16 protein-coding genes are annotated in these 14,611 nt (G+C 62.5%); 15 read left to right on the top strand and 1 reads right to left on the bottom strand.

Going from position 1 to position 14,611, the window contains the following annotated elements; translation table 11 throughout:
* The first annotated feature begins 4 nt into the window (after positions 1-4).
* From Q4G20_RS01735 to Q4G20_RS01775, 9 genes are all read left to right on the top strand, one after another.
* Positions 5-2,326 carry a putative monovalent cation/H+ antiporter subunit A gene (locus tag Q4G20_RS01735; protein WP_303341522.1) on the top strand — a complete coding sequence of 774 codons (2,322 nt, stop codon included), beginning with the start codon at positions 5-7 and terminating at the stop codon, positions 2,324-2,326.
* Positions 2,326-2,745: a Na+/H+ antiporter subunit B gene (locus Q4G20_RS01740; protein WP_303341524.1), complete on the top strand. Its 420-nt coding sequence runs from the start codon at positions 2,326-2,328 to the stop codon at positions 2,743-2,745. The genes Q4G20_RS01735 and Q4G20_RS01740 overlap by 1 nt, the downstream gene beginning before the upstream one ends.
* Before the next feature lie 3 nt (positions 2,746-2,748).
* The gene (locus Q4G20_RS01745; protein WP_303341526.1) at positions 2,749-3,111 is read left to right on the top strand and encodes a Na+/H+ antiporter subunit C; all 363 of its coding nucleotides are present in this window, start codon (positions 2,749-2,751) and stop codon (positions 3,109-3,111) included.
* Positions 3,108-4,607, top strand: a complete 1,500-nt coding sequence (locus Q4G20_RS01750; protein WP_303341528.1) for a Na+/H+ antiporter subunit D — start codon at positions 3,108-3,110, stop codon at positions 4,605-4,607. Before Q4G20_RS01745 ends, Q4G20_RS01750 begins: the two co-directional genes overlap by 4 nt.
* A complete protein-coding gene (locus Q4G20_RS01755) occupies positions 4,604-5,080 on the top strand; it encodes a Na+/H+ antiporter subunit E (RefSeq protein ID WP_303341529.1) in 477 nt (158 codons plus the stop codon). The genes Q4G20_RS01750 and Q4G20_RS01755 overlap by 4 nt, the downstream gene beginning before the upstream one ends.
* 4 nt (positions 5,081-5,084) lie before the next feature.
* Positions 5,085-5,378: a cation:proton antiporter gene (locus tag Q4G20_RS01760; RefSeq protein ID WP_303341531.1), complete on the top strand. Its 294-nt coding sequence runs from the start codon at positions 5,085-5,087 to the stop codon at positions 5,376-5,378.
* Entirely contained in the window at positions 5,375-5,734 is a 360-nt protein-coding gene (gene mnhG / locus Q4G20_RS01765) for a monovalent cation/H(+) antiporter subunit G (RefSeq protein ID WP_303341533.1), read from the top strand. The genes Q4G20_RS01760 and mnhG overlap by 4 nt, the downstream gene beginning before the upstream one ends.
* A gap of 84 nt (positions 5,735-5,818) precedes the next feature.
* The gene (gene rnd, locus Q4G20_RS01770) at positions 5,819-6,979 is read left to right on the top strand and encodes a ribonuclease D (protein ID WP_303341894.1); all 1,161 of its coding nucleotides are present in this window, start codon (positions 5,819-5,821) and stop codon (positions 6,977-6,979) included.
* Positions 6,976-7,941 carry a GNAT family N-acetyltransferase gene (locus Q4G20_RS01775; protein WP_303341535.1) on the top strand — a complete coding sequence of 322 codons (966 nt, stop codon included), beginning with the start codon at positions 6,976-6,978 and terminating at the stop codon, positions 7,939-7,941. Before rnd ends, Q4G20_RS01775 begins: the two co-directional genes overlap by 4 nt.
* On the opposite strand, the gene Q4G20_RS01780 is transcribed toward Q4G20_RS01775, so the two are convergent.
* A complete protein-coding gene (locus Q4G20_RS01780; protein WP_303341537.1) occupies positions 7,938-8,645 on the bottom strand; it encodes a PAS domain-containing protein in 708 nt (235 codons plus the stop codon). The genes Q4G20_RS01775 and Q4G20_RS01780 overlap by 4 nt on opposite strands.
* 184 nt (positions 8,646-8,829) lie before the next feature.
* Here Q4G20_RS01780 and gmk point away from each other — a divergent pair, with 184 nt between their 5' ends.
* The 6 genes from gmk to hflK all read left to right on the top strand — a co-directional run bounded on the left by gmk (position 8,830) and on the right by hflK (position 14,607).
* Positions 8,830-9,459, top strand: coding sequence for a guanylate kinase (gmk, locus tag Q4G20_RS01785; protein WP_303341895.1), 630 nt, complete (start codon positions 8,830-8,832; stop codon positions 9,457-9,459).
* On the top strand, positions 9,456-9,983 hold the full coding sequence (locus Q4G20_RS01790; RefSeq protein ID WP_303341539.1) for a gamma carbonic anhydrase family protein: 528 nt from the start codon (positions 9,456-9,458) through the stop codon (positions 9,981-9,983). Before gmk ends, Q4G20_RS01790 begins: the two co-directional genes overlap by 4 nt.
* A complete protein-coding gene (locus tag Q4G20_RS01795; RefSeq protein WP_303341541.1) occupies positions 9,976-11,082 on the top strand; it encodes a cell wall metabolism sensor histidine kinase WalK in 1,107 nt (368 codons plus the stop codon). The genes Q4G20_RS01790 and Q4G20_RS01795 overlap by 8 nt, the downstream gene beginning before the upstream one ends.
* A 92-nt stretch (positions 11,083-11,174) precedes the next feature.
* The gene (rpiA, locus tag Q4G20_RS01800) at positions 11,175-11,930 is read left to right on the top strand and encodes a ribose-5-phosphate isomerase RpiA (protein WP_303341543.1); all 756 of its coding nucleotides are present in this window, start codon (positions 11,175-11,177) and stop codon (positions 11,928-11,930) included.
* A gap of 2 nt (positions 11,931-11,932) precedes the next feature.
* Positions 11,933-13,294 (top strand): glutathione-disulfide reductase, encoded by a 1,362-nt coding sequence (gene gorA, locus Q4G20_RS01805; protein ID WP_303341546.1) that lies wholly within the window; start codon positions 11,933-11,935, stop codon positions 13,292-13,294.
* A 122-nt stretch (positions 13,295-13,416) separates the two neighbouring features.
* On the top strand, positions 13,417-14,607 hold the full coding sequence (hflK, locus tag Q4G20_RS01810) for an FtsH protease activity modulator HflK (protein ID WP_303341548.1): 1,191 nt from the start codon (positions 13,417-13,419) through the stop codon (positions 14,605-14,607).
* The last annotated feature ends 4 nt before the right edge of the window (positions 14,608-14,611 follow it).

Raw genomic sequence — 14,611 nt, forward strand, 5'->3', positions numbered from 1 at the left:
ACAGATGGCTGATGATTATGCCAAGGTTGACCGCGCATTGGGTGGGCCTGCGGGCTGGGTATCTATTGCGGTTCCGGCGCTGTTATTTCTGTATTTTCTGGGCCTGACGCCGCAGATCGCCACCGGGCCGCAGGTGCATGGCTTTGACTGGGTGCCGTCGCTGGGCATCCGCATGTCGGTGCTGCTGGACGGGCTGAGCATGACCTTTGCCCTGCTGATCACCGGCATCGGCACGGCGGTGACGCTGTATTCCGCGCGCTATCTGGGCGACCACCCGCATTATCCGCGATTCGTCAGCTATTTGCTGATGTTCATGGCGGGGATGCTGGGGCTGGTCTTGGCCGATAACCTGATCGCCCTGTTCGTGTTCTGGGAGGTAACGACAATCGCGTCTTACCTGCTGATCGGGTTTAACGCGCACAGCGCCGATTCGCGCCGGTCCGCGTTGCAGGCGCTGTTGGTGACGGGGACGGGCGGGCTGATCCTGCTGGCGGGTATGATCATCGTCGGCAATATCGCCGGGACGTTTGAACTGTCTGAAATTCTGGCCCAAGGCGATCTTCTGCGCAATCACCCGTGGTATTTTGCCATCCTGCTGTTGTTTTTAGCCGGGACATTTACGAAATCCGCGCAATTCCCGCTGCATTTCTGGCTGCCCAATGCCATGGCCGCGCCGACGCCGGTATCGGCTTATCTGCACAGCGCGACTATGGTTAAGGCCGGAGTGTTCCTGATGGCGCGGATGAACCCGGCGCTGGGCGATACGGTCGCGTGGTTCACCATCCTGACGCTGTTTGGCGGAGTGACGGCGGTGTTTGCGTCAATCATGGCGATGCGCCAGACCGATATCAAACAGATGCTGGCCTATACAACGCTGATGGCGCTGGGGACGCTGACCATGTTTATCGGCGCCGGAACGCATTACGCGATCATGGCCGCGATGACGTTTCTGGTCGTCCATTCGCTGTATAAAGCTGCGCTGTTCCTGATGATCGGGATTGTCGATCACGCCACGGGGACGCGCGACGCCCGCATCCTGCGCGGGCTGTCAAACGCCATGCCGCTGACCGCGATTGCGGCGGGGCTGGCGGCGGTCAGCATGGCAGGCATCCCGCCGATGGTTGGCTTTATTGGCAAAGAATTCATGTATAAAGCCGGGATTGGCCTTGGCGGATTTGGTGCGCTGTGGGTCACGGTGATGATCTTTGCCGCCTCGGTGATGATGGTTGCGGTGGCGGGCATGGTCGCGGCGCGGCCGTTCATGGGCGATCTGAACCACGACACCCCCTATCACGCGCATGAAGGGCCGTGGCCCATGCTGGCCGGGCCGATGGTGATGGGCGCGCTGTCGCTGATCTTTGGCCTGTTTCCGGGGGTGCTGGCCTATTATCTTGTGGGGCCTGCGACGCATGCCGTTTATGGTCAGGTGCTGCCGGTGCGGCTGTATCTGTGGGGCGGGTTTAATCTGGCGCTGTTGCTGTCGCTGGTGACCTTTGCCGCCGGCTGGCTGGTCTATCGCCGCCATGACGCAATCCGCAACCGGTTCAATAAGATGGCCGAGCGTAACATCTTTAACCTTGATGCCTTCTGGGACCGGATTCTGGACGGGCTGAAGGCGGTTGCGGGCTGGCAAACGCGCATCCTGCAAAATGGCAGCCAGCAACGCTATATGGCGGTGATGTTTGCGACCTTTGCCGTGGCGGTTGGCGTGACCTTTGTTCTGCGCGGCGCGCTGTCCAGCGGGATTCACTACACCGATCACGGCATCCATCCGATTCAGTGGACGGTGATTGCGCTGATTATCATGGGCGCGTTCATGGCCACGATGACGCAAAGCCGGATGACGGCGATTGCCAGCCTTGGCGTGGTGGGGATCGGGGTTGCGCTGATCTTTATCATGTTCAGCGCACCCGATGTCGCCATCACGCAACTGCTGGTCGAGGTGTTGGTCGTCGTGCTGGTCACGCTGGTGATGCTGCGCCTGCCGCATCTGCCCTGGCGTCGGGCAGGGACATTCCGCACCGGTCACGCGATCATCGCAACTGGCGCGGGGGCGGTCACCACGATGATGCTGATCGCGATGCAGCAAGCTCCGATCAACCGCCGCCTGACCGATTATTTCGAAATCGCATCCTGGCCCGAGGCGCATGGCCGCAACATCGTGAACGTGATTCTGGTCGATTTCCGCGCTTTGGATACGTTCGGGGAAATTACCGTCGTGGCGATTGCGTCAATCGCGGCCTATGCGCTGCTGCGCGGTGCGCCGCGTGACAACCTGCCGGTTGTGGCCCCCAACACTCAGCCCACCAAGCAGGAGGATGTCTGATGCAGTCCCTGATTCTGACCACGGCCACCCGCCTCTTGGTCGCGCTGCTGTTGGTGTTTTCCATCTATGCGCTGCTGCGGGGGCATAACCTGCCCGGCGGCGGCTTTATCGGCGGGCTGATCGGCGCGACCAGCTTTATTCTCTATGCCATCGCGACGACCGTTGACGATGCGAAACAGGCGCTGCGGGTCGATCCGAAAAACATCGCCATGGCCGGGATCGGCGTTGCGGGCCTGTCGGGGCTGTCGGCGGCCTTTTCCGATCAGCCGTTTTTTACCGGCCAGTGGCTGTTTCTGTTTGCCGGAGACGGCGATAAGGGCCTGCCGATTTCGTCGGTCCTGTTCTTTGATATTGGCGTCTATATGGCCGTGTTCGGCGGTATCCTGACGCTGGTTTTCGCGCTGGAAAAGGAGGTCTGAGGGGTGGAGCTTCTTCTGGCTATAACCATTGGCGTTTTGATCGCCACATCCGTTTATCTGATGCTGGATCGCAACCTGATCCGGTTTTTGTTCGGTCTGGTGCTGCTGTCAAACGGCGCGAACCTGTTGATTTTCATGTCGGGGCGTCTGACCGCTGGTGCGCCGCCGCTGATCCCGGACGGGGCGCTTGCGCCGCAGGGCGTGGTGGCGAACGCGTTGCCGCAGGCCTTGGTTCTGACGGCGATTGTCATCAGCTTTGGCTTGTTGGCGTTTGTGATTGCGCTGGTTTACCGCGCCTATAAAACGCTGGGGACGGTGGACGCCGAATCCATGCGCATCGCCGAACCCAAGGAGGCCGGGAAATGAGCTGGCTTCTGGTTTACCCGATTATCGTGCCGATGATGACGGCGGTTGTGTCCTATCTGTTCCGCGACACACCGGCGGGCCGTTGGATTTCGGTTGTTGGCACCATTATTCTGCTGGTCGCCAGCCTGCTGCTGATGGCCGAAGTGCTGGATCAGGGTGTCATCGCGGTGCAAATGTCCGACTGGGCCGCGCCGTTTGGCATTACGCTGGTCGCGGATTTGCTGGGCGCGGTGATGGTTGTGATCACAGCGATCACCGGCCTTGCGACCGTGGTTTACAGCCTGTCCGATATTGATCAGCGGCGCGAAGGCTTGGGCTTTCACGGCTTGTTGCAAATCCTGTTGGCGGGCGTCTGCGGCGCGTTTCTGACCGGCGACCTGTTCAATATGTATGTCTGGTTCGAGGTGATGCTGATCGCCAGCTTTGGCCTGTTGGTGCTGGGCAGCGACCGCGAACAGCTGGATGGCGGCATTAAATATGTGGCGATGAATCTGGTCTCGACGGTGATGTTCCTGTCGGCCATCGGGATCCTGTATGGCATGACCGGCACGCTGAACATGGCTGATCTGCATCTGGCCGTGCGGCAGGTGGACAACACCGGCCTGCTCACGACGGTTGCGGTGATGTTCATGGTCGCCTTTGGGGTCAAGGCCGCGCTGTTCCCGCTGTTTTTCTGGCTGCCGGCGTCCTATCACACGCCGCCGGTCACGGTGTCCGCGATCTTTGCGGGCCTGTTAACCAAGGTCGGCGTTTACGCGCTGATCCGCACCTTTACCCTGATTTTTGACCAAGACGTGGGTTACACACATCAAATCATGATCTGGGTTGCGGTGCTGACGATGGTCACGGGCGTTCTGGGCGCGGCAGCGATGAATGATTTCCGCCGCATCCTGTCGTTCCACATCATCAGCCAGATTGGTTACATGATCTTGGGGCTGGCGCTGTTCACGCCGCTGGGGATCGTGGGGGGCGTGTTCTATTTGGTCCACCACATCATCGTTAAGGCCAACCTGTTCTTTGTCGCAGGCGTCGCGAACCGCATCGCCGGGTCCACCGATCTGGCGCGGCTGGGGGGCTTGTATAAATCCGCGCCGCTGCTGGCGTTTTTGTTCCTGATCCCGGCCTTTTCGCTGGCAGGGTTCCCGCCGCTGTCGGGGTTCTGGGCCAAATATGTCGTGGTGAAGGCCGCGATTGATCTGGAAATGTGGGTTGTGGCCGGGGCGTCGCTGGCGGTGGGTCTGCTGACGATCTATTCCATGACGAAAATCTGGGGCGCGGCGTTCTGGCCCGATCACCCGGACGGGATCAAACCGCGCCTGAGCGACCTGCCGATGTTTGACCGCATCGCGTTGATGGCGCCGATTGTCGGGCTGGCGATGCTGACCTGTATCATCGGTCTGTTCCCCGAACCGTTCGTGCAATTTGCCGAACGCGCGGCGGCGCAGTTGCTGGATCCGACCGATTATGTGACGACCGTTCTGGGGGTGCAGCCATGAACCTGTTCGCAATTAACATCGTTCTGGCGGTCGCATGGGTCGCGCTGACCGGCGCGAACAGCATCAGCGGGCTGCTCACCGGCTTTCTGCTGGGGCTGGTGGCGATGTGGGTGGTGCGGCCGCTGTTTCCGAACACCGGCACCTATTTCCGGCGGCTGTATTGCGGGCTGCGGCTGATCGTCATGTTCATCTATGAATTGGCGGTCAGTTCGATTGCGGTGGCCAAGGCGGTTGTGTCGCCCGGCCATAATTACCAGCCGGCGTTGATCGAGGTGCCGCTGACCGTCAAAACCGACCTGCAAATCATGCTGGTTGCGAATTTCATCACCCTGACCCCCGGCACGCTGACGCTGGACGTGTCCGAAGATCGGACGACCCTGTATCTGCACAGCATGTTCGGCGATGACCCGGACGGCGTTCGCGACCAAATCCGCGACCGGTTCGAGGTGTGGGTCCGCGAAGCGACGGAGTAAGACGATGAGTTTTCTGGATTACGCAGTTCTGTTCGCCTTTGCGATGGTCATTCTGGGCGTGGCCTTGGCGTCCATCCGGTTGATCAAGGGGCCGACGCTGGCCGACCGGGTGGTCGCGCTGGATATGATGACGGTGCAGCTGGTGGCCTTTGGCGGCTTGTCCGCGTTGCAGGCGCGCAATGCCGCGTTTCTGGATGTGGCGGTGGTGCTGGCCTTGGTCGGGTTTTTGGCCACGGTCTGTCTGGCGCGCTATCTGGACCGGCAACATAACCTGAAAAAACAGGGGGATCAGGCATGATCTGGGAAGTGGTCATTTCGGGTTTTGTGCTGGTCGGCGGGTTTTTCTGTTTCGCGGCGGGCCTTGGCGTGCTGCGCTTTCCCGATCTGCTGATCCGGATGCACGCCTCGACCAAGGCCGGGACGCTGGGATCGGGTCTGATCCTGACCGCGGTTGCGTTAACCTTTGCCGAAGGGACGGTGATCGCGCGGGCGGTTGCGGCGATCCTGTTTTTGCTGCTGACCGCGCCGGTTGCCGCGCATCTGATGGGTCGTGCCGCGTTCCGCACCGGCGTTCCCATGGTCCCCAACACCGAAGATAAAGACGGCGTGGAACCCAAACTGATGGAAGCGCAGCCCGATCAGGCGCCGCGTTAGGTCTTTTCAAAACCACGAACGCGGCGTAAGGGGGCGGAATTGGCGGACGAACCGCCCCATCTGAAAGCTGATATGACACAGAACATCATTACCATCACCCGCACCGACGAACTGGCCCTGTTCTGCGATGCGGCGAAAAGCGCGCCCTATGTCACTGTTGACACCGAATTTTTGCGTGAACGCACCTATTATTCCAAACTGTGCCTGATCCAATTGGCCCTGCCCCCGGCGGGCGAAGATGGCGGGCAGGCGGTGCTGGTTGATCCGCTGGCCGACGGGCTGTCGTTGGAACCGCTCTATGATCTGTTCCGCCACACGGCGACGGTCAAGGTGTTCCACGCCGCGCGTCAGGATTTGGAAATTTTCTTTCACGATGCTGGCTTGTTCCCCGATCCGCTGTTTGACACGCAGGTTGCCGCGATGGTTTGCGGCTTTGGCGAACAGGTGGGGTATGAAACGCTGGTGCGCAAAATCGCGCGGGCGAATTTGGATAAATCGTCGCGGTTCACCGACTGGTCGCGGCGGCCGCTGTCGGATGCGCAGAAATCCTATGCCTTGGCCGATGTCACGCATCTGCGGTCGATTTACGAATTTCTGACCGCCGAATTGCGCAAAACCAACCGCGAAAGCTGGCTGGAACAGGAGTTGGGCGTTCTGACCGACCCCGAAACCTATATCACGCGCCCGGATGAAGCGTGGCAAAAAGTGCGCACCCGCACAAATTCACCGCGTTTTCTGGCAATTTTGCGTGAATTGGCTCGGTTCCGCGAAGCCTATGCGCAGGAGCGCGACATTCCCCGGTCGCGCGTGTTCAAAGACGATGCGATGATCGAACTGGCATCGACCAAACCCGTGACCGAAGCGGATCTGGGCCGGTCCCGCCTGCTGCTGCGCGAGGCGCGCAAAGGCGACATCGCCAACGGGATTCTGGCGGCGGTCAAGGCCGGGTTAGAGGCCACCGATTTGCCGCAACCCAAACCGGATGAGCCGGGCCGTCCCGGCAATGCGGCGTTGTCGGACCTGCTGCGCGTGCTGTTAAAGGCCAAGGCCGATGCGGCGGGGGTTGCGCCGAAACTGATTGCCTCATCGGCGGAACTGGATGCGATTGCCACCGGGCTGCGCGACGTTCCCGCGCTGCAAGGCTGGCGGGCCGAGGTGTTTGGCAATGACGCGCTGCGGCTGGCGGATGGTCAGATCGCGCTGTCGGCCAAGGGCGGCGTTGTGCAGGTGATCCCGGTCGGATGATCGAATTAACCACGTTTCGCGCCAGCGACGCCGCCGATATTGCGGCGGGCTTGGGGCATTGGGACGTGGTTAAATGGTTAACGGCGGTGCCGTGGCCCTATGACGCCGAACAGGCCGCGCGGTTCATCCGCGATTTGGCCGGACCCGATGAATACGCCATTCGCCGCAATGGCCGGGTGATTGGCACGGTGCGCGCGGGCGAAACGCTGGGCTATTGGGTCGCGCCGGATTGGCAGGGGCAGGGGGTTGGTTATCGCGCGGCGGTGCTGGCGCTGTCGCGGCGCTTTTGGCGCGACCCGTCCCCGATCCGCGCCGATTATTTGCAGGGCAATGACCGATCCGCGCGGCTGTTGGCGCGTCTGGGGTTTCGCGAAACCGCGCGCGGCGTGGCGTTCTGCGCCGCGCGTCAGGCCGATGTTCCGGCGGTTGTCACCGAACTGACCGCCGATGATTTTGCCGCGCGCCACCCCATTTCGTTAACCACGCCGCGTCTGAGCATTGGCGCGATGACGACGGATGACCTGCCGCATCTGCACCGGGTTGTGACGCATCCGCATGTCGCGCCGATGTTGCTGCGGTTTCGCACCGATATGCCCCCCGACAGCACGGCGGCGATCCTGACCGAAGGGGCGAGCCTGCCGCCGATCCGTCTGGCGCTGCGCCGGGATGGGCGGGCCATCGGCATGATCGGCGTCAGCGCGGGTGATCCGATGCGGCTGTATTACGCGCTGTCGCCCGACCATGCCGGCCATGGCCTGATGACCGAGGCCGCCCGCGCCATGCTGGCCGAGATCCGCCTGCGTTTCGCGCCGCCCCGGATCGCGGCGGAAACATTCGACGATAACCCGGCATCAGCGGCGATTTTGGCGCGGCTGGGATTTCGCGCCGTGGACCGCTCGGCCATGGTCAGCATGGCGCGCGAATGTGCCGCGCCCGCGACCATCTGGCATCTGACGTTTTAGTCGTTCGAAATCACCCGGAACATGGCGCGGCGTTTTTCCGTCGAATCCAACCGGTTGACCGGCGGCTGAGGCGCGGGTGTTTCGCTGTCGGGCTGCGCGCGGCTGCGCACCGGGCGGCGGGGGGTGAGGGATGGTGACGGCTCCATCGTGATGCCGCCGGGCAGGATGGGCAGCACGGCATCATCGGCCAGATCAAAGCGTCGCGGCGCCAGTCCCGGCGCGGGATGCGCCACCAGACAGCCCAAAGCGCGCGTGACATCGCCCAAATCCGACCGCAGCGGCAGCAAAATCACCTGCGCCTGCAATTCGGGGCGGCCGTAATCCGCCGGGGCGTGCAGGCTCAGCTGCGCGATTTGCGGCGCGCGAAACACGGTTTCCAGCACATCCGACAGCCGCCCGCGCGACCCCGGATTCACCAAGGTGCAGAGCGGCATGCCCCGCACCTCCATCCCCATCAGGTCGATCAGATGCTGTCCGGCCAGCCGGAAACGCGCCGCACCCATGGCCACGCGTTCCAGCAAAAAGGCGTATTCCAATGCGGCCCCGATGCCCGTCGGGGTAATGTCCGACCGGTCCGGCACGTCGCGCGCATCCCGCAGCCCGTCCCAATAGGACCGGACATGGTCGATCAGATCCTGCGGCTGATGCGCGAAAAGCGGCTGAACGGACCCGCCGCCATTGTGGTATTCATCATGCCCTGACACCAAGGCCCTCATCATTAAAAGGAAAACCGGGGCAATTCTTTGCCGATCGTGTCATCATACGACAGCCCGCGTCCTCGTCCTAGAAAAATCACAACAATAGGTTAAAGCGCGGGCGGGCTTGACGATGGGGTGGCGGTGGTTCATCGACGTGATACGTTCTGACCAGCCGCAGGGGGATGTTATGATGAACCGCACCGGATTGATGATCATTCTGTCGTCACCATCGGGGGCCGGGAAATCCACGCTGGCCCGGCGGTTGATGGAGTGGGACCCCAGCCTGCGGTTTTCGGTGTCGGCCACCACGCGCCCGCCGCGCCCCGGCGAACAGGACGGCGTGCATTATTATTTCACCAGCCGCGATGCGTTTCAGTCCATGGTCCGCGACGACCAGATGCTTGAACATGCCGAGGTGTTCGGCAATTTGTATGGCAGCCCCCGCGCGCCCGTGGAATCGGCAATGCGCGAAGGCCGCGACACGCTGTTTGATGTGGACTGGCAGGGCGGGCAGCAGATCCGCGCATCTGCGTTGGGCGGACATGTCGTGTCGATCTTTGTTCTGCCGCCGTCGCTGGTGGAACTGGAACGGCGGTTGCGCAGCCGCGGGCAGGACAGCGACGAGGTGATCGCCGGCCGCATGGATAAATCGCGCGCCGAAATCAGCCATTGGGCCGAATATGATTACGTTCTGGTCAACGACGATCTGGACGACACCGAAATGCGGTTGCGCGCGATTTTGACCGGTGAACGCCTGCGTCGGGATCGTCAGGCGGGGCTTGGCCCATTTGTGAAAAACCTGATGGAGGAGTCGCAATGATCTGGGAACTGGACGGCATCGCGCCCGAGATCGCCCCAGACGCCTGGGCCGCGCCGGATGCGCAACTGATCGGGCGGGTGGTCTTGGAACCCGGTGCTTCGGTCTGGTGGGGGGCGGTGCTGCGCGGCGATAACGAAGAAATCCGCATCGGTCAGGGCAGCAATGTGCAGGATTTGTGCGTCTGTCACACCGATCTGGGCTTTCCGTTAACCATTGGCGCGAACTGCACCATCGGGCATCGCGCGATTCTGCACGGCTGCACCATCGGCGACGGCGCGTTGATCGGCATGGGCGCCACCATTCTGAACGGCGCGAAAATCGGCGCGGGCGCCTTGATCGGTGCCGGTGCGCTGATCGCCGAGGGTAAGGAAATCCCCCCCGGTGCCTTGGTCATGGGCGCGCCGGGTAAGGTCGTGCGGATGCTGGATGAGGACGCGCAACAGGGGCTGTTGCGGTCGGCGCAGGGCTATCGCGCCAATGCGGCCCGGTTCCGCGCCGGTCTGCGGCGGGTGGCCGATGCCTGACGCCATCAGCCAGATTGCCGGCTTTGTCGAAGCGGTGCCGATCCCGATGCTGGCCGTCGATGCCCGCGCGCGCACCATTGCCGCGAACCGGGCGGCGGTGACGCTGCTTGGAGGCGGGCTGGTGGACCGGCCCTTTGTCACGGTGCTGCGTCAGCCGCAGATCGTGCAGGCGGTTGATTGGGTGCTGGCCCCGTCGAAAAACATCGCGCCGACGCCGGATCCGGCGCTGCCCGATCCCGCTGACGGAGTCGTCACGATGCGGGTGCAATTCGCCGCCGATGGCCGCGATATTTCGGCGCAGGTGACGGTCTCGCCCTTGCCTGTGGGGATGGGGACGGGGGCCATGGTGGCGATCATGGATCATTCCGTCGCGGATGAGGCCGAACAGGTCCGCCGCGATTTCGTCGCCAATGTCAGCCACGAACTGAAAACGCCGTTAACCGCGATGACCGGGTTTATCGAAACGCTGCGAGGGCCTGCGCGCGATGACGCCGCCGCGCGCGACCGGTTTCTGGGCATCATGGGCCGCGAGGCCGCGCGCATGAACCGCCTGATCCACGATCTGTTATCCCTCAGCCGGGTGCAGTCCGAAGAACGCCGCCGCCCCGTCACTTTGGTCGATCTGCCCGCGCTGTTGCGCAGCGTGCTGGCCACCATGGCCCCGGTGGCACAGGATAACGATGTGACGGTCGAAACGCAGGGGCTGGATCAGCGCGTTTTTATACCCGGCGACGCGGATCAGTTGGTGCAGGTGTTCCAGAACCTGATTGAAAACGCGTTGAAATATGGCGGAACGGGCGGTTATCTTGGCGTGTCCATGCGCCCGATTTCGCACGAACCCCTGCTGCGCGGCCCCGCCTGGGCGGTCGAGATTCAGGACCGCGGCGACGGCATCGACGCCATCCATCTGCCGCGCCTGACGGAACGATTCTATCGCGTGGACACCCACCGTTCCCGCGCTCAAGGCGGCACCGGGCTGGGGCTGGCGATTGTGAAACACATCATCAACCGGCATCGCGGGCGGCTGCGCATCGACAGCACGCGCGGCAAAGGCACCACCTTCACGGTCATTTTGCCCGAACGCATGTCGCGGGGGTGATGTTTACGAAATCTTAGGACGCTTGTGTTAGGCCGTGCATTGCGGGGCAGGGCGACCTATATACCACGGCAAAGCGATCAAAGGGGTGCATCATGTCGCAAACACAACAGGTTGATCCGGCCAAACTGGCCGCGTCGCAGGCCGCCGTTGCCTTGGTCACGGATGGAATGCGGCTGGGGCTGGGGACGGGATCCACGGCGGCAATCATGGTGCGCGAACTGGCCGCGCGTGTCGCGGCCGAAGGGCTGACCCTGCGTTGCGCCGCCACATCGCAGGCCACGGCGGATCTGGCCGCCAGTCTGGGCCTGACGGTCGAACCGCTGGATCAAATCGGCTGGCTGGACCTGACCATTGACGGCGCGGACGAAGTGGACCCCGACCTGCACCTGATCAAAGGCGGCGGGGCGGCGCATCTGCGCGAAAAAATCGTCGCTGCGGCCAGCGACCGCATGGTGGTGATCGCCGATCCGGGCAAAGTCGTGGAACAGCTGGGCGCATTTCCCCTGCCGGTTGAGGTGTTGGCCTTTGGTTTTGAAACCACGCGCACGCTGATCCGCCGCGCGCTGGATGGGCTGGATTTGGGCGAAACCGATGTGCTGCAACGCCTGCGCGGCAGCGATCCGGTCATCACCGACGAAGGCAACCTGATTCTGGACCTGCATTTGAAGGCGATCCCCGACGCCCCCGCCCTGGCCCGCGCCCTGTCGGCTATTCCGGGCGTGGTGGAACATGGGCTGTTTCTGGGCCTGTGCGATCTGGCCATCATCGGCCGCCCCGACGGCAGCGTGGTTGAACTGACCGCAATGGGCGATGTGGACGCCGATCTGCTGGCGGGCGAAGGGGAATAATCATGGATTTCGATTTTGACCTGTTCGTCATCGGCGGCGGTTCCGGTGGCGTGCGCGCGGCGCGCATCGCGGCATCTGAACATGGCGCCCGCGTCGGTCTGGCCGAAGAAAGCCGCATGGGCGGCACCTGCGTTATTCGCGGCTGCGTTCCGAAGAAACTGATGATCTTTGCCGCGCAGGCCGGGGGGCTGGCGGCTGAAATGCGCGGCTATGGCTGGCAGGACGCGGTGACGGGACCGTTCGACTGGGGCTTTTTCCGGCAAAAACTGGATGCCGAATTGTCCCGGCTGGAGGGGATTTATAACGGCGGTCTGGAACGCGCCGGCGTGCAGGTGTTCAATCAACGCGCGCGTCTGGCCGATCATCACACGGTCGAACTGGCCGATGGCACGCGCAAAACCGCGAAACATATCCTGATCGCGGTCGGTGGCCGCCCCGTCAAAACCGGCATCCCCGGCGAAGAACTGGGCCTGATCTCCGACGATCTGTTCCTGATGGACGAATTGCCGCGCCGGGTTTTGCTGGTCGGCGGCGGCTTTATCGCATGCGAATTTGCGACGATTCTGGCGGGCTTGGGTGTCGATACGGTGCTGGCCTATCGCGGGGATAAGGTGCTGCGCGGCTTTGACAGCGAACTGCGCGACATGGCGACGGCGCAACTGCGCGATGTTGGCATTGACCTGCGGCTGGGGCTGAACCCGGTGGCGCTGTCGCGCGATGATGGCCGTATCCGGGCCGATTTCGGTGACAGTCATGATCATTTCGACGCGGTGATGTTTGCGACGGGACGCGCGCCTTATACTGGCGATCTGGGGCTGGAAAACACCAGCGTTCAGGTGAAAAAGAACGGCGCGATTCAGGTCGATGAATGGTCACAGACCAGCGTTCCGTCGATTTTCGCCGTGGGCGACGTGACCGACCGCATTAACCTGACCCCTGTTGCGATCCGCGAAGGTCACAGCTTTGTCGACACCGTGTTCGGCGCGCGCGCGCGCAAGGTGGATCACAGTCTCTATGCCAGTGCCGTTTACCTGCGCCCGCACGAAGTCGCGACCATCGGCATGACCGAAGATCAGGCCAAAGATCGAGGCGATACCGTGGTTTATCACACAACCTTCCGCCCGATGCGGTCGATGTTTGCGGGCAGCGACGCCAAGGTGATGATGAAGCTGATCGTTGATGCCAATGACGACATCGTTCTGGGCTGTCATATTTTCGGCCCCGAAGCGGGTGAGATGATCCAGCTGGCCGCAATCCCCATCGGGATGCGCGCGACCAAGGCCGATTTTGACGCGGCCATTGCCGTGCATCCGACGCTGGCCGAAGAATTGGTGACCATGCGCAGCCCGGCGCGGCGGTATTAACCTGACAATTGCGTGGGGCGCGTGCGTGCCACGCAGGGAAATAGGGGGGCAAGGGTTGACCTTTTCGACCCCGCCCCCCAATTTCCCGGCAACGAAGATGATAGTCAAAAAAGGTCGGACGAATGGCTAATCAAGGCCCTTGGGGTGGTGGCGGCGGCGGAAACGGCGGCGGCGATGATCGTGATAAACGCCCCGGCAACCGCCCTTGGGGTGAACAGCAACCGCCGCAGGGCCAGAACCGCCCGCGTCCGGGCGACCAGATGCCCGAAATCGACGACCTGATGCGCAAAGGGCAGGAACGCCTGCGCGTTTTGATGGGCGGCGGTGGCGGCAATGGTCCGCAGGGGGGCGGTCGTGGCGGCAGCCAGATGCCGCCGAATATGGGGCTGAACCGGCGCACGCTGGGGCTGGCCGCGCTGGTCGGCGTCGCGATGTGGGCCTTTGCCAGCTTTTACCGCGTGCAAACCAACGAACAAAGCGTTGAATTCCTGTTCGGTCGCGCCATTTCCGTGGGGACCGAAGGTTTGAATTTTGCCCCCTGGCCCTTTGTCACGGCCGAGGTTGTTCCCGTCACCAACGAACGCGTGACCGAAATCGGCACCGGGCGCGGCGGTCCTATGGACAGCGGGCTGATGCTGACCCGCGACCAGAACATCGTGGATATGGAATATCAGGTCGTGTGGAATATCTCGGACCCGCAGATGTTCCTGTTCAATCTGGCTGACCCGAACGACACGATCCGCGCTGTGGCCGAATCCGCGATGCGCGACATTATCGCACGGTCCGAACTGGCGCCGATTCTGAACCGCGACCGGGGCGCGATTGCGGGCGATTTGCGCGATGCGGTCCAACGAACGCTGGACGCCTATCAGTCAGGGATCCGCGTGGTGCGGGTGAACCTTGACCGCGCCGACCCGCCGGGTGAAGTGATCGACAGCTTCCGCGAGGTGCAGGCCGCGCAACAGGAACGCGCGCGTCTGGAAAACGAAGCGGATGCCTATGCCAACCGTGTTCTGGCGCAGGCACGTGGTAACGCTGCAACCTCGCTGGAACAGGCCGAGGCATACCGGGCCGAGGCGATCAACACCGCCGCCGGTGAAGCGTCGCGATTCAATTCTATCTACGAAGAATATGTCAAAGCGCCCGAAGTGACGCGCCGCCGTATGTATTTGGAAACAATGGAACAAGTTCTGGGTGATGTGGATAAGATCATCCTGGGCGACGGCATCAGCGGCGGTTCTGGCAGTGGCGGCGTCGTGCCGTATCTGCCGTTGGACCAACTGCGCCGCAACGACTCACAGGGGGGTAACTGATGGC

This window comes from Paracoccus sp. (in: a-proteobacteria) (assembly GCF_030538495.1).
Lineage (GTDB): Bacteria > Pseudomonadota > Alphaproteobacteria > Rhodobacterales > Rhodobacteraceae > Paracoccus.

Excerpts from the sequence above, each read along its gene's own strand:
- Q4G20_RS01735 (WP_303341522.1), top strand. The coding sequence starts at position 5 with ATGGCTGATGATTATGCCAAGGTTGACCGCGCATTGGGTGGGCCTGCG.
- Q4G20_RS01740 (WP_303341524.1), top strand. The coding sequence starts at position 2,326 with ATGCAGTCCCTGATTCTGACCACGGCCACCCGCCTCTTGGTCGCGCTG.
- Q4G20_RS01750 (WP_303341528.1), top strand. The coding sequence starts at position 3,108 with ATGAGCTGGCTTCTGGTTTACCCGATTATCGTGCCGATGATGACGGCG.
- Q4G20_RS01755 (WP_303341529.1), top strand. The coding sequence starts at position 4,604 with ATGAACCTGTTCGCAATTAACATCGTTCTGGCGGTCGCATGGGTCGCG.
- Q4G20_RS01760 (WP_303341531.1), top strand. The coding sequence starts at position 5,085 with ATGAGTTTTCTGGATTACGCAGTTCTGTTCGCCTTTGCGATGGTCATT.
- mnhG (WP_303341533.1), top strand. The coding sequence starts at position 5,375 with ATGATCTGGGAAGTGGTCATTTCGGGTTTTGTGCTGGTCGGCGGGTTT.
- Q4G20_RS01775 (WP_303341535.1), top strand. The coding sequence starts at position 6,976 with ATGATCGAATTAACCACGTTTCGCGCCAGCGACGCCGCCGATATTGCG.
- gmk (WP_303341895.1), top strand. The coding sequence starts at position 8,830 with ATGAACCGCACCGGATTGATGATCATTCTGTCGTCACCATCGGGGGCC.
- Q4G20_RS01790 (WP_303341539.1), top strand. The coding sequence starts at position 9,456 with ATGATCTGGGAACTGGACGGCATCGCGCCCGAGATCGCCCCAGACGCC.
- Q4G20_RS01795 (WP_303341541.1), top strand. The coding sequence starts at position 9,976 with ATGCCTGACGCCATCAGCCAGATTGCCGGCTTTGTCGAAGCGGTGCCG.
- rpiA (WP_303341543.1), top strand. The coding sequence starts at position 11,175 with ATGTCGCAAACACAACAGGTTGATCCGGCCAAACTGGCCGCGTCGCAG.
- gorA (WP_303341546.1), top strand. The coding sequence starts at position 11,933 with ATGGATTTCGATTTTGACCTGTTCGTCATCGGCGGCGGTTCCGGTGGC.
- hflK (WP_303341548.1), top strand. The coding sequence starts at position 13,417 with ATGGCTAATCAAGGCCCTTGGGGTGGTGGCGGCGGCGGAAACGGCGGC.